The organism is Vibrio rubrogenes, assembly GCF_059641415.1.
The window spans coordinates 226219-239960 of the sequence record NZ_JCARSY010000002.1 but is presented as its reverse complement, the minus strand read 5'-3'; the positions used below and the strand labels follow the sequence as shown (position 1 = coordinate 239960).

Annotated in this window: 15 protein-coding genes; 6 read left to right on the top strand and 9 right to left on the bottom strand. The window is 48.0% G+C overall.

Features of this window, described 5'->3' with window-relative positions; genetic code table 11:
- Positions 1 to 41 precede the first annotated feature (41 nt).
- The 4 genes from proS to AC55NX_RS03210 all read right to left on the bottom strand — a co-directional run bounded on the left by proS (position 42) and on the right by AC55NX_RS03210 (position 3320).
- On the bottom strand, positions 42 to 1760 hold the full coding sequence (gene proS, locus AC55NX_RS03225; protein ID WP_496994425.1) for a proline--tRNA ligase: 1719 nt from the start codon (positions 1758 to 1760) through the stop codon (positions 42 to 44).
- A gap of 92 nt (positions 1761 to 1852) precedes the next feature.
- Positions 1853 to 2557 (bottom strand): tRNA (N6-threonylcarbamoyladenosine(37)-N6)-methyltransferase TrmO, encoded by a 705-nt coding sequence (tsaA, locus tag AC55NX_RS03220; RefSeq protein WP_496994462.1) that lies wholly within the window; start codon positions 2555 to 2557, stop codon positions 1853 to 1855.
- The gene (locus AC55NX_RS03215) at positions 2557 to 3027 is read right to left on the bottom strand and encodes a YaiI/YqxD family protein (protein ID WP_059120235.1); all 471 of its coding nucleotides are present in this window, start codon (positions 3025 to 3027) and stop codon (positions 2557 to 2559) included. Before AC55NX_RS03215 ends, tsaA begins: the two co-directional genes overlap by 1 nt.
- On the bottom strand, positions 3024 to 3320 hold the full coding sequence (locus tag AC55NX_RS03210) for a hypothetical protein (RefSeq protein ID WP_496994424.1): 297 nt from the start codon (positions 3318 to 3320) through the stop codon (positions 3024 to 3026). The genes AC55NX_RS03215 and AC55NX_RS03210 overlap by 4 nt, the downstream gene beginning before the upstream one ends.
- An 802-nt stretch (positions 3321 to 4122) precedes the next feature.
- Between AC55NX_RS03210 and AC55NX_RS03205 the strand changes: the two genes are divergently transcribed.
- Positions 4123 to 4632: a GNAT family N-acetyltransferase gene (locus AC55NX_RS03205; protein WP_496994423.1), complete on the top strand. Its 510-nt coding sequence runs from the start codon at positions 4123 to 4125 to the stop codon at positions 4630 to 4632.
- Here the strand turns inward: AC55NX_RS03205 and AC55NX_RS03200 are convergent.
- Together AC55NX_RS03200 and AC55NX_RS03195 are read right to left on the bottom strand one after the other, a co-directional pair.
- Positions 4592 to 4885 (bottom strand): DUF3301 domain-containing protein, encoded by a 294-nt coding sequence (locus AC55NX_RS03200; RefSeq protein ID WP_496994422.1) that lies wholly within the window; start codon positions 4883 to 4885, stop codon positions 4592 to 4594. The two genes, AC55NX_RS03205 and AC55NX_RS03200, sit on opposite strands and share 41 nt — an antisense overlap.
- Positions 4886 to 4888: 3 nt before the next feature.
- The gene (locus AC55NX_RS03195) at positions 4889 to 5929 is read right to left on the bottom strand and encodes a DUF3549 family protein (protein WP_496994421.1); all 1041 of its coding nucleotides are present in this window, start codon (positions 5927 to 5929) and stop codon (positions 4889 to 4891) included.
- A gap of 137 nt (positions 5930 to 6066) precedes the next feature.
- On the opposite strand from AC55NX_RS03195, the gene AC55NX_RS03190 reads away from it, so the two are divergent.
- Both AC55NX_RS03190 and truC read left to right on the top strand, forming a co-directional pair.
- Positions 6067 to 6384 (top strand): YqcC family protein, encoded by a 318-nt coding sequence (locus AC55NX_RS03190; protein WP_496994420.1) that lies wholly within the window; start codon positions 6067 to 6069, stop codon positions 6382 to 6384.
- On the top strand, positions 6377 to 7105 hold the full coding sequence (gene truC / locus AC55NX_RS03185) for a tRNA pseudouridine(65) synthase TruC (RefSeq protein WP_496994419.1): 729 nt from the start codon (positions 6377 to 6379) through the stop codon (positions 7103 to 7105). Before AC55NX_RS03190 ends, truC begins: the two co-directional genes overlap by 8 nt.
- 135 nt (positions 7106 to 7240) lie before the next feature.
- On the opposite strand, the gene dxs is transcribed toward truC, so the two are convergent.
- Genes dxs through xseB form a run of 3 tightly spaced genes read right to left on the bottom strand, consistent with a single transcriptional unit; the run spans position 7241 to position 10270 of the window.
- Positions 7241 to 9103 carry a 1-deoxy-D-xylulose-5-phosphate synthase gene (dxs, locus tag AC55NX_RS03180; protein WP_496994418.1) on the bottom strand — a complete coding sequence of 621 codons (1863 nt, stop codon included), beginning with the start codon at positions 9101 to 9103 and terminating at the stop codon, positions 7241 to 7243.
- Between the two features lie 21 nt (positions 9104 to 9124).
- On the bottom strand, positions 9125 to 10009 hold the full coding sequence (gene ispA, locus AC55NX_RS03175) for a (2E,6E)-farnesyl diphosphate synthase (protein ID WP_496994417.1): 885 nt from the start codon (positions 10007 to 10009) through the stop codon (positions 9125 to 9127).
- A 6-nt stretch (positions 10010 to 10015) separates the two neighbouring features.
- Complete coding sequence (xseB, locus tag AC55NX_RS03170) at positions 10016 to 10270, bottom strand: exodeoxyribonuclease VII small subunit (RefSeq protein ID WP_038182060.1); 255 nt, start codon at positions 10268 to 10270, stop codon at positions 10016 to 10018.
- A 587-nt stretch (positions 10271 to 10857) separates the two neighbouring features.
- Between xseB and pomA the strand changes: the two genes are divergently transcribed.
- From pomA to AC55NX_RS03155, 3 genes are all read left to right on the top strand, one after another.
- Positions 10858 to 11622, top strand: coding sequence for a flagellar motor protein PomA (gene pomA / locus AC55NX_RS03165; RefSeq protein WP_496994416.1), 765 nt, complete (start codon positions 10858 to 10860; stop codon positions 11620 to 11622).
- Positions 11623 to 11639: 17 nt separating this feature from the next.
- Positions 11640 to 12614: a flagellar motor protein MotB gene (locus tag AC55NX_RS03160; RefSeq protein WP_496994415.1), complete on the top strand. Its 975-nt coding sequence runs from the start codon at positions 11640 to 11642 to the stop codon at positions 12612 to 12614.
- A gap of 152 nt (positions 12615 to 12766) precedes the next feature.
- Positions 12767 to 13675: an aldo/keto reductase gene (locus AC55NX_RS03155; protein ID WP_496994414.1), complete on the top strand. Its 909-nt coding sequence runs from the start codon at positions 12767 to 12769 to the stop codon at positions 13673 to 13675.
- Positions 13676 to 13742: the final 67 nt, after the last annotated feature.

Sequence of the window (13742 nt, the reverse complement as noted above, 5' to 3'; positions counted from 1 at the left end):
AAAAAGGGCTGCCGGAGCAACCCTTTCGAACCGACCAGCCGTTATCGAGTGAGCTGAGTTTGAAGATGTGCAACAACTTCCCCCATCGCTACCGGGGTTTTTTCACCGGAACGACGGTTTTTGTATTCGAAATTGCCTTCATCCATACTGCGGTCACCAATAATAACCATGTGTGGAATACCGATCAGTTCCATATCGGAAAGCATCACACCGGGGCGTTCTTTACGATCATCAAACAGGACATCGATCCCTTGTGCTTGCAAGTCAGCGTACAGTTTTTCTGCCGCTTCCTGAACGCGCTCGGATTTATGCATATTCATCGGTACGATCACAACTTCAAACGGCGCAATGGCATCCGGCCAGATAATGCCATTCTGGTCATTATTCTGTTCGATTGACGCTGCCACAACCCGGGTACATCCGATCCCGTAGCATCCCATTTCCATGGTCACGCTCTTACCATCCGGTCCCAACACATTGGCTTTCATCGACTCTGAATAGTTGGTGCCCAACTGGAAGATGTGGCCGACTTCAATGCCGCGTTTCAGCAGGAGTGTGCCTTGTCCGCATGGGCTTGGATCGCCTTCAACCACATTACGTAAGTCGGCAACTTGTCCGAGTTCAACGTCACGACCCCAGTTAATTCCGAAGTAGTGTTTATCATCGATGTTCGCACCTGCCGCAAAATCGCTCATTACGGCGGCAGAACGGTCAACCACAAACGGTAATTTCAGACCGACTGGCCCCAGAGAGCCGGGACCTGCACCAATCAGGGCTCGAATCTCTTCTTCGGTGGCAAACGTCAGTGGCGCTGCAACTTCAGGCAGATTTTCAGCTTTGACTTCGTTCAGCTCGTGGTCACCGCGAATCAACAGGGCAATAATCGGTGCCTCAAGGTGATCAGACGCTTTGACGTAAAGTGTTTTGACAGTCTTTTCAATCGGCAAATGAAACTGTTCAACCAACTGTGCGATTGTTTTGGCATTCGGCGTATCGACCAGAGTCATGGCTTGAGTCGGTTCAGCACGAGGCGTCGTTGGTGCCAGAGCTTCTGCTTTTTCAATGTTGGCCGCGTAATCTGAATCGGTAGAGAAAGCAATTAAGTCTTCACCACTTTCAGCCAGCACATGAAACTCTTGTGAACCGCTGCCACCAATAGCGCCCGAATCAGCCAATACCGGACGGAAATCGAGACCCATGCGATTGAAAATATTACAGTAAGCGGCGTGCATATCCTGATAAGTTGCTTCCAGACTCTCCCGATCGATATGGAAGGAGTATGCATCTTTCATGATAAATTCTCGTGAACGCATCACACCGAAACGAGGACGAACTTCATCACGGAACTTCGTTTGAATCTGGTACAAACTCAAAGGCAACTGTTTATAGGATTTGACTTCATTGCGAACCATGTCAGTGATGACTTCTTCATGAGTCGGTCCCAGTACAAACGGTCGATCGTGGCGGTCTGCAATCCGCAGTAATTCAGGGCCGAATTTATCCCAGCGGCCGGTTTCCTGCCAGAGTTCGGAAGGTTGGACAACCGGCATTAGCGTTTCTACGGCACCGGCCTTGTTCATTTCTTCCCGGATAATATTCTCGACTTTACGCAGCACACGCAGCCCGGTGGGTAACCAAGTATAAAGGCCGGAAGCGAGTTTCCGAATCATACCAGCCCGTAGCATGAGCTGATGGCTGACGATTTCTGCGTCGTTTGGTGTCTCCTTCAATGTTGAAAGAAGATATTTACTGGTACGCATGATGGTATCCATTCATTAAGTTATACAACAACCCTCGGATGATTTGAGGGCGCATTCAATTAGCCGTCAATAATATCAGTCATTTTCGTTTGTCAAAAGCGTTCTATTGCGGTAACCGTGATGATCGATTGACTGACTCTGAATTTGACGTTGAGATCGAACAAATTCACCGCATATTCTTTCTCATCATGCTTCTCTTTCTTATAAGCCGGGCGCGGATCTTGCGCTAAAACCTGAGTAATGACGGTTTCAATCTCATTCGCACGAGGATGTGCGGCTAGTGATTGGCGTGCGGCATCACAGAAACTGACATCGGTAGACGTCGGTTCGCTGTCAGCATATCCGCCGTGGGCATGTTCAATTCGATCAGCATAAGGGAGATAAGGTTTAATATCGATAATCGGTGTGCCATCCACCAGATCAACACTGCCGACATCGACCCATGTTTGGTTGCCTTCCTGCCGAATACCGTGTAATTCAACGGCTGACATACCAATGCCATTGGGACGAAAGGTTGAGCGAGATGCAAATACGCCAATCCGCTCGTTACCACCCAATCGGGGCGGACGAACGGTTGGTTTCCAACCGGCACTGAGATTCTGATCGAACAGGAACAGGAGCCATAAATGACTGAATTGCTCGATACCGCGGACAGACTCCGGACAGTTGGCTTCACCAATCAGTTGAATTTGAGCGGTTGCCGCAGAGACCAGCCGTGGTTGCCGCGGCACCGCAAATTTCTCTTGGTAAGGACTATGAATGATACCAATCGGATCGAGCGTATGACCGGTTGGCATCATGATTGTGGCCCTGATGCAGCCCGGGTTGATTTGGCTAAAATCCGATCAAGATGATTGGCAAAGTCACGGCGTTCGGCCTGACTCATGACCGGAGGCCCACCGGTTTGAACACCGCTGGCACGCATGGTCTCCATAAAATCGCGCATGGTGAGTCTGGCTTTAATCGTATCGAGGGTAAACCAGTCGCCACGCGGACTTAATGCCATGGCTTGATGATCCAAGACTTCACTGGCAAGCGGAATATCGGATGTGATCACCAAATCATCGGCTGCAACGCGGCGGACAATTTCGTTGTCGGCAATATCAAAACCGCTTTCTACTTGTAAGAAGCGGATATTGTCCCGGCGGGGCAGTGGAATGACGTGGTTGGCAACAAAAGTACATGTAACACCGGTGCGCTCGACAGCCCGCAGGATGACTTCTCGGATGACTTTCGGACAGGCGTCGGCATCGACCCATATATTCATAATTTCTGACCTGACTGTTGTTCTAGTTGTGCCACACGGGAGACAAGATCAGCGACTTGCTGTTCAAGCCGGGCAATTCTTTGTTCGGTTGTAGACGCTGAAGGTTGGACTGCGACTTCGACTTTGGGAATTTGCTGAGATGATTTCCAGCGTTTGATCGTAGTAACAATTGCGGGAATAGGGATTTTGGAATGCAGACGCGCTTTGATAAGTGCAACCGTCGGTTCCTTGCCTTCATCGACCAATTGTAGAATCACAGATTCAAGCTCTTGTGATATGTCTTTTGTCAGCATAGATATCCTTTTTTGAGACCTTCAATGTATACGCTGTTGTAAGACGATTTTACGCTGGATAGGGTAGCAACAAAAGCGCTAATTGGTTTGTAAGAGATCGCTTACAAGTGCTGTGAGATATAGCGGTATTTGTGATGGTGTAAATGCTTTAACTCAGTTTAATTTATTGATTTATATTGTTTTTATTAGGTTGTGATGCGACAGGTTATAAAGTGAGCAGACCAGTGTGTTGTCGGAAAAATGCAAACGTCGTACATTGAACAGGTCGGCAGGGAACGACATGGATAAAGCATTAAGGAATGATGTCTTCGGGAATGAAGATGAATGTCTGGGATGCATTCAGGCTGGAGAGCTTAGGACAGCGTAGGGAAGCGACAACAGGCGTGATGTCTGTTGCAGGAAGCGTTAAACGATCACTTTGAACAACCATCACTTTGAATAAAATGATGCCAGCGTGATTGAAAATCATCAGGATGATGAAGGAAACCGCTTAGGGACGAGTGATGTGTACTGGATACAGGAAAGCCAGTGTTACGGATAACTGAGGACACCGCTTGGATGCGATGCAACAAGGATAGGTTGAAGGATTAGCCTTCGTTATGGATGATGCAGGGAGCTCTTATTGGTGGCCGGATCGCTACTGTAAGACTGAGCCCCGATGCCATTATGGTGTCGGGGCTTTCCGCCATTTTTATTCCGAGACTGGCATCCACCATATCTATAAATTAATCAATCTTTATTGATTTAACATTGATATTCGCAACGAATCATCAGGTTCGGGCGAATGGAACAAGGATGAATTGTGACAATAGCAACGCAAAGAATGCTTTTGCTGCCTTATACGGATGAATATGAGTTCGATTTTCTATCGCTGTTATGCTCTCCGGGGAACCGGTTGTTTCATCAGCAGCCGTTCAGCGTGTCCAGTGCCCGGGCAAAGTTTCATCAAGTTTTAGCGGATTCAAATGTCTACGCAATGGCCATTGTCGATAATGGACATCGTGAATATATGGGACATCTCGCTTTGGATTTACATGAAAAAGACGTCGGAGAACTCCAGTTTATCCTCAGCCGTCTTTATTGGGGCAAAGGTTATGGCACGGAGGCATTGAGTGCTTTCTTACAAAATGTGTCTTTACGCCTTTCATTGAAAAAAATCCGTATTTTTGTGAATGAACAGAATCAGCCCGCAGTCGCTTTAATGCGAAAACTGGGGTTTATCTCTCGACCCACATTATCGGAAACCCCGGAGACTCTCTATGAGTATCAACTCACAGTCGATGGACCGGCACAAAAAATTTGGCAGGGGTGAAGCGGATCATATCCAAATACCCTTCATAGCAATCATCTCCCAGGGATGAAAACTCGAATGTGTATCTGGTGTGCCATCGCCATCGCTGTTGTTCATCAATCAGACGGTGTCTGAACGTAATGCTGACCACTTGCAATTCCAGTTGCCGGCATTTTTTTTCAATCGTCTGTCTGGCAATTTCGGCTTGACGCCGTTGTTGCCAGAATAAGAAGCAGCCAAAGCAAACCAACAGAATCGTCATCAAGTCCTGCATGGCTTATCGGCTTCTGGTTTGTTGCTGGAGCGTTGCCAGTGCGGTTACCAGTTCTTCAGATGCCGTTGCGTGCAGCATTGGCAGTAAGATCACCCTTAACTCCGGAAGCATCACTAAATCAGCAAAAAGCTGATTAAATAGTGTCTGCTGACCGGTTTGAGCCAGTCGGGTCAGGAACAACTCGGCTTGCTGTGGGTCAGTGAGTGCTGACCAGCTGCGACCGGCAATGCCGATTAATATCTCTGCATGACACAGTTGCGGCTGTGCCAGCAGGCTGGCAACGGTTTTTTCCAATTGCTTGCCCGGTGCGCCTGATAGAGCTCGGAGTAAGGCTGAAAGGAAGAACAGATCAGGGGCTGCTTGCTGCATTTCTTCATGCGCCATCGCTTGTAGTTTATCGGCAATTTTTTCGGTCAGAGGCGTGTGTTCTAAAGCCCCCAATAGCGCATAGCAAGGTTCTGACGGGAGATGATTCAGAGCTTTGAGCAGGCTTGGTGCGTTTTGTTCTTGCCCCAGCCGGGCGCATATATCGGTAATACCTTGTAATCCGATCGTTTGCCAATTGTTCCAGCCGAGACTTCCCTGAAAATAGCATTGTGCATGTTCATAGTACTGGCTGGCCGGTAATTTGAGCATTGCTCTCACCTGACTATGAAACACCGCCATTTTTTCTTCCGGTGGGGTGAAGGTATAGGGGTTATTCGCCAGTTTCTGTTGTTGTTCTTCCGTCAGGTTCTGCTGAATCCGGGTGCCCATCGCTTCCAGCATAAAACGGATGAATTCACTGATATCTGTGGGTTGCAGCAATCCTCGTTCATCCAGTTCAAACTGCAAAAACCAAATCCAGGGCTGCTTGGTTGCATTCCAGTAAACAATTGCCAGTCGAGCCGTTCGTCGGAGCGGATAAGGATATGCTTGTTGTGCCTGTTCTATTCTGGCAAAGCTCTCAGGAGCTATGGATTGAATGCGGCGTCCGAGATCAACAACCTGATATTGGCAACCACTCTGCTTCAGAAGCTCGGTCAGGGTATATATTGTTTTCATAAGTTCCATTCTTGTCAGGCTAATGTTGTCGAAGAGGATTCCTGTCGGAATCACAGCCTCTTAGCCGCTGGGATAAGTTTAGTTTTGTCTTCAATACATGGTACCCTATCTGCCGATTTCAAGTCGTTTTTTTCTTTATGTCAAAATATTACCAATTAAATCAATCATTAAATGAACTCGAAGGATGTCTTAAAATGTTGCAGCTATGGCAGGACAAGCCGCCACCAGCGCAGGATTTGTCGAGTCAGCAGCCATTTGCGGTGGATACGCTATTACCGCAACAGTGGCTCCAGTGGATTTTTATTCCGCAAATGCGACAACGAATTGCTGCCGCCACGGTTCCGAGCGGGTTTGAAATGACACCGTATTTTATTGAAGCCTGGCGGGACAATCCGGGTTATCAGTCGGTGATTGCCGCATTAATCAAGATTGAGGAGCACTGTCGTGGTGCTTGAGATTATTTATCGGGACGAGTTTCTGATTGCAGTCAATAAGCCTGCTGGAATGCTGGTGCACCGCTCGTGGCTGGATAAACATGAAACTAACTTTGTGATGCAGACGTTACGTGATCAGATTGGGCAGCATGTTTTTCCCTTACATCGGCTTGATCGGCCGACCTCCGGGGTATTGGTATTTGCGTTATCCAGTGAAGTGGCCGCACAGGTGATGCCATTATTTGCCAGCCATCAGATGGAAAAAACGTATCATGCGGTGGTGCGGGGATGGATTGAAGAAGCGGCTGTGCTTGATTATCCGCTCGTCGAGGAACTGGATAAGATCGCCGATAAGCACGCAAAAACCGATAAACCGGCGCAACCGGCCGTCACGGCTTATCGGCCGTTGGCAAAAGTCGAAGTGCCATATTCCACCGGACGTTTTCCGACCAGCCGTTATGCGTTGATTGAAATGCAGCCTCAGACTGGGCGTAAACATCAGCTACGACGGCACATGCATCACTTAAGCCATCCGATCATCGGTGATACGACTCATGGAGACGGTAAACAAAATCGTCTGTTTCGGACATACTATGATTGTCACCGACTGTTACTGCATGCATCGCACCTCAGCTTTGTTCATCCAGTGACCGGAGAGTCTGTCACGATTCAGGCTTCATTCGATGAATCATGGCAACAGTTATTCGATCATTTCGGTTGGTCCGGTGTGGTTGAACGGTGAGATAATCAGTCACCATAAAAACGAAGCAATAAAAAAACTCCCAGAGGGAGTTTTTTTATTGCGGGTTATCCATGCCAATCAGTTATCTATGCCAATCAACTGGGAGCTCAGTCAGCTGATAATCCCATGACCGCTTTATTGAATATAATCGCGAATGGCCTGCTCAATTCCGGTAGCATCTAATCCGAGTTCGGCATGTAATTCGCTTTGTGTTCCCTGATGAATAAAGTGGTCCGGCAATCCCAGATTCAAAGTGGGTTTAAGCAGCTTTTCTTTCATCAGCAACTCAATCACACCGGCACCGGCACCGCCGGCAATCGCATTTTCTTCCAGCGTAACAAGCACATCATGGTGCTGTGCCAGATCGCGAATCAGTGTTTCATCCAGCGGTTTCACAAAGCGCATATCCGCGACAGTTGCGTCCAGCGTTTCTGCTGCTGTCAGCGCGTGTGGCAGCAAAGCGCCAAAATTGAGAATGGCCACTTTTTTACCCTGTCTCACGATGCGACCTTTACCGATTTCCAACGCGGTAAACTGGTGTTGGATCTTGGCGCCGGTGCCAGTCCCTCTCGGGTAGCGCACGGCACTTGGACCTGAATGTTGATGACCGGTGTAAAGCATTTGCCGACACTCATTTTCATCACTCGGTGCCATAATGACCATATTGGGAACACAGCGCAGAAAACTGAGATCAAATGCACCCTGATGGGTTTGTCCATCGGCACCTACCAGACCGGCCCTGTCAATCGCAAACATGACCGGTAAATCCATAATGGCCACATCATGAATCAACTGATCGTAGCCGCGTTGCAGGAAGGTGGAATAGATAGCGACAATCGGGTGATAGCCACTAATCGCCATACCGGTTGCTAAGGTCACGGCATGTTGCTCAGCGATAGCGACGTCAAAGTATTGGTCAGGATAGGCTTTGGAAAAGCCCACCATACCGGAGCCTTCTCTCATCGCAGGAGTGATGGCCAGCAGTTTCGGATCAAGCGCTGCCATATCGCAGAGAAAGTCACCGAAGACTTTTGAATAGGTTGGGAATGCCCCGCTATTTTTAGGCAGTGATGTACCGTTTGGATCAAACTTCGGTACCGCATGATAGCCGATCGGATCTTTTTCGGCTTGCTCATAACCTTTGCCTTTTTTGGTCATGACATGAAGAAATTGAGGGCCTTTGAGCTCACGCATATTTTTCAGCGTTTTTGCCAGCTCAACGACATCGTGCCCGTCAACCGGGCCGATATAATTGAACCCGAGTTCTTCAAACAAGGTGCCCGGAACGACCATCCCTTTCAGGTGTTCTTCGGTTTTCTTGGCAAACTCTTTGATCGGTGGCAGGCCGGAAAGGACTTTTTTACCGCCTTCACGGATCGACGTATAGAAATGACCGGAGAGCAGTTGTGCCAGATGATTATTCAGAGCCCCGACATTTTCTGAAATAGACATCTCATTATCGTTGAGAATGACCAGCATATCAGGATGCAGATCGCCGGCGTGGTTCATCGCCTCAAACGCCATTCCCGCAGTAATGGCACCATCCCCAATGACACTGACAACTTTTCTTGATTTTCCTTCTTTACTGGCACAAATCGCCATCCCCAATGCGGCACTGATCGAGGTAGACGAGTGACCGACTGACAATGTGTCATATTCGCTCTCTTCACGCCATGGGAACGGGTGAAGACCATCTTTTTGGCGAATCGTCGGCATGGCCTCGCGTCTGCCGGTCAGGATCTTATGGGGATAGGCCTGATGACCGACGTCCCAGATCAACCGATCAAAAGGTGTCTCGTACACATAGTGAAGCGCAACAGTCAGTTCGACTGTTCCTAAACCGGAGGCAAGATGTCCACTGGACTGACTGACCGAGTTGAGCAAGTAAGTTCTCAGTTCTTCACACAATTTCGGTAGCACGTCTTTCGGCAGCGTTCTCAGCTCCTGAGGCGTATTTGCCAATGCCAGTGTCGGATATTTTGAAATATCAAGGGTCATTATTTTATGCTTATGATCTTATTAACTTTTCCGCTCAATTACATATTGAGCGAACTGTTCAAGTAAATCAGTATTATAAGGAATAGATGCCAGAGCCTGAATTGCTTCATTCAATAAAGACTGTGTTTTCTGCTCCGCTCCGTCGAGTCCCAGTAGTGAGGGATAAGTACTTTTGTGATGCTTGGAATCCGAACCTTGCGGTTTCCCCAGTGTCTGGGTATCACTGACAATGTCCAGAATGTCATCCTGAACTTGAAATGCAAGGCCGATTGCGTCGGCATAGCGATCTAAATAGGGCAGAATTGCCTGACCTTTTTCGCCGGCTGACAATGCACCGAGGCGTACGGCACATCGGATCAGCGCGCCCGTTTTATGGCGATGAATCTCTTCTAATTCGCTCAGCATCACTTGACGACGTTCGGCCTCGAGATCCAACGCTTGCCCCATACACATCCCCATCGCACCGGAGGCGTGCGCCAAAGCCTGCACCATTTTGACCCGGTAAGGTTCGGCATTATCTGCCAGCGAGCCTTCGGCAAGAATCGTAAAAGCCAGCGTTTGTAAGGCATCTCCGGTCAGAATCGCGGTTGCTTCGTTAAAGCGGATGTGACAGGTCGGCTGCCCGCGACGTAATGCATCATCGTCCATGGCCGGTAAGTCATCATGGATCAGTGAATAGGCATGAATACACTCAATCGCCGATGCGGGCGTATCGAGTTCTTCCTGTTGACATCCCAGCATCAGCCCGGTGATGTAAACCAGATAGGGACGAATACGCTTGCCGCCCAACAATAATCCGTAGCGCATCGCTTCAATCAAGGATTGATTCTGATGCGGAAATTGCTCAAGCCAGCGATTTAACTGCTGGTTATTTCGAGCCTGATAAGTGCTTAGGGTGGTTATCATATGAACTTATACTTCTGATTGATCATCAGATTCGACAAAATCACTCAGGGCAGCTTCATCACTATCACTGAGCAGAATTTTGACTCGCTGTTCAGCGTCGTTGAGTTTCGCTTGACCAGCACGGGCCAGTGCAATACCCCGTTCAAATGTTTTCAATGCATCATCCAAAGGCAAATCGCCATTTTCAAGTTGGTTGACTAACGTATCCAACTCTTCAATTGTGGCCTCATATGACATATTTTCAGGTTTTTTGCTCGCCATAGAACTTCCAATCGGTGAGGAATGGGGGAAAGTTACCGCAGGGCGTGAAGATGGTCAAATAGAACTGGAATAATTTACTCCCACAACACAATTTTGCTCTCGAATTCGAAAAAATCAATTGATAAAAAAACTGTTCTGAAGTTTTTATCGAATGGCGTATGTGGTATGCGGTTGCTGTAAATGTTCGGAACTGACATGATTCCGACAGATAAAATGTTTAAATTAAATCGCACCTTGTTTCTTTTTTTCGCGATGTGCACTTCAATGTCATAAGTTTTGCCAGAGATCATAAATATCGGGCTTTGGTAAGGATTCAAGGGCGCATCTATGATTTTCTATTGGTTTTCGGTATAAACTTATACGCAGTTCCCCTAAGGCTCCGGATTCAGAGCACATCAGGTGTTGACGTGACGGATTTCTGTTGTCGCTGCATCTTGAGATGATTGTGGGAATGAGTTTGGTAATATAAAGACTTTACTGCATTTTTTTGCGGATAGCGTCCATAATTTAGTTAAAGATTTGATGCCGTTGCCGATACCCTGAGTCAGAGAGCTCTCAAAATAGAATGGTTGCATGAGGAGTGTTTCGTGGATTTAGCTACACTGATTGGTTTGATAGGTGGTTTAGCCTTCATTGTAATGGCCATGGTTTTGGGTGGTGGTCTGATGATGTTCTTGGACATCACCTCGGTGTTAATCGTTGTGGGTGGTTCAACATGCGTTGTCATGATGAAGTTTACTTTCGGGCAATTTTTTGGGGCAGGGAAAATCGCAGCCAAAGCGTTTATGTTTAAGGCTGATGAACCGGAAGATTTGATTGCCAGAATCGTTGAAATGGCAGATGCGGCCCGGAAAGGTGGATTTTTGGCCTTGGAAGAGATGGAAATCAGTAACAGCTTCATGCAGAAAGGGATTGACCTGTTGGTCGATGGTCATGACGCTGACGTTGTGCGTTCGGCACTCCAAAAAGATATTTCACTGACAGAAGAGCGTCACGAAGCCGGGACTGCGGTATTCAGAGCCTATGGTGATGTCGCACCTGCAATGGGGATGATCGGGACACTGGTCGGTCTGGTGGCGATGTTGTCAAACATGGATGACCCGAAATCGATTGGTCCGGCGATGGCGGTGGCATTGTTGACGACCCTTTACGGTGCAATTATGGCAAACATGGTTTTTTTCCCGATTGCGGACAAGCTGGCCTTACGCCGTGAGCAGGAAATGTTGAATCGACGTCTCATCATGGATGGCGTTCTGGCGATTCAGGATGGACAAAACCCTCGCGTGATCGACGGTTATTTGAAAAACTACCTGAATGAAGGGAAGCGAGCGATGGATGTGGACAACGAGTAAGCGCGGGGAAGTCAACGATGGATGAAGAGAAGAAATGTAAATGTCCACCTCCGGGCGCACCTGCGTGGTTGGCGACATTTTCTGACCTCATGTCTCTGCTCATGTGTTTTTTTGTATTACTCCTCTCTTTCTCCGAAATGGATGTTCTGAAGTTTAAGCAAATTGCCGGTTCGATGAAATTTGCCTTTGGGGTTCAGAACCGACTGGAAGTGAAAGATATCCCGAAAGGCACCAGTGTGATCGCTCAGGAATTCAGACCGGGGCGGCCGGAACCGACGCCAATCGATGTCATTATGCAGCAAACAATTGATATTACCCAACAAACGCTTGAGTTTCAGGAAGGTGATGCCGATCGAGCGGGTGGGACGCAACGTGAAGAAGGGGACTTGACCGGCGGGCAGTCTCCGGAAACATCGACTCAGGATAATCAGAATGATGAGTCGGTTGACCAACAACAGCAAGCGCAGTCCCCAAGCACGGAAGAGATGGAGATCGTCTCAGAGAATCTGCAAAAAGCATTAGCAACAGAAATTGAGCAGGGCGCTGTCGAGGTTGAAAATCTCGGTCAGGAAATTGTGATTCGTATTCGTGAAAAAGGCGCATTCCCCAAAGACTCTGCATTTTTGCAACCGAAGTTCCGACCGTTGGTGCGGCAAATCGCGGAGTTGGTTAAAGATATCCCCGGGATTGTCCGGATCTCCGGCCATACGGATAATCAGCCGCTCGACTCTGAGTTGTATCGTTCAAACTGGGATTTATCTGCGCAGCGGGCTGTTTCGGTCGCACAGGAAATGGAAAAAGTCCCCGGCTTTAATCATGAAAGAATGGAAGTCCGTGGTATGGCCGACACACAACCGGTTGCTTCGAATGATACAGCCAGAGGGCGCGCGCAAAATAGACGTGTGGATATCAGTATTCTGCAAGGAAAACCGACTTATAGTGATGAAGTACCGTCGGTACAGCAACCAACTTCTGGTACCCAATCACCTTAGCGAGGGATCATCGAGAGATATCTATCGAGATCAAGTGAAGGTTGTATCCGGCATGATAGAATCATGATAGAAATAAAAGTAAGCCAATATGGCTTACTTTTTTTTATCGCGCTTTCTTTATTGAAATGACCCATTGATTGGACGGAGGATATATGGTGAATCAAGTAACCATTGCAGAGCAGGGACCGATGTTTTCAGAAATTGCTCAGGGGTACTGGCGACTGGCCGAATGGCAAATGACTCCTCAGGAGCGGTTGTCTTTCTTAAAACAGCATGTTGAACTCGGGATTACCACGGTTGATCATGCTGATATTTACGGTCAGTACACCTGTGAAACACTGTTTGGTGAAGCTTTGGCGCTAGACCCTTCGGTGCGGCAGCATCTTCAGGTTGTGACCAAGTGTGACATTCAATTATGCGGTGACGCTTTTCCACACCGACAAATCAATCATTACGATACGGGAAAATCCCATATCCTCCAGTCCGTCGATAACTCACTGATGCGGCTCGGTATTGATGAACTTGATGTGTTGTTGATTCACCGCCCTGATGTGTTAATGAATGCCGATGAAGTGGCGGAAGTATTTGCAGCATTACATCAGGCAGGCAAAGTAAAACACTTCGGTGTTTCTAATTTTACCCCCTCACAATTCGATTTGTTACAGTCTCGCCTTGATAAACCACTGGTCACCAATCAGGTTGAGATCAATCCGCTCAATTTCGACGTTGCCCATGATGGCACCTTAGATCAGATGCAAATGCTCAGAACCCGGCCAATGGCTTGGTCATGTCTGGGGGGCGGCGCTATTTTCAACGGTGAGAGTGAACAGGCACGACGGGTTCGTCAGGCACTCACCGAGATAGGACAAGAAGTGGGGGCGCAAAGCATTGATCAGGTGATTTATGCTTGGGTCAGACGTTTGCCCGCATTGCCCATTCCGATCCTCGGTTCCGGAAAAATCGAGCGGGTCAAAGCCGCTGTCGCTGCGCTGGAGATCGAGTTGAGCCGTGAACAATGGTATCGTATTTGGGTTGCATCTAAAGGTCATTCAGTCCCTTAAATCGACGGGTTATTCCGTTAGAGTCTCAAACGACGTCGCTAGCCAAGAGATACACGATGGCAAGAGA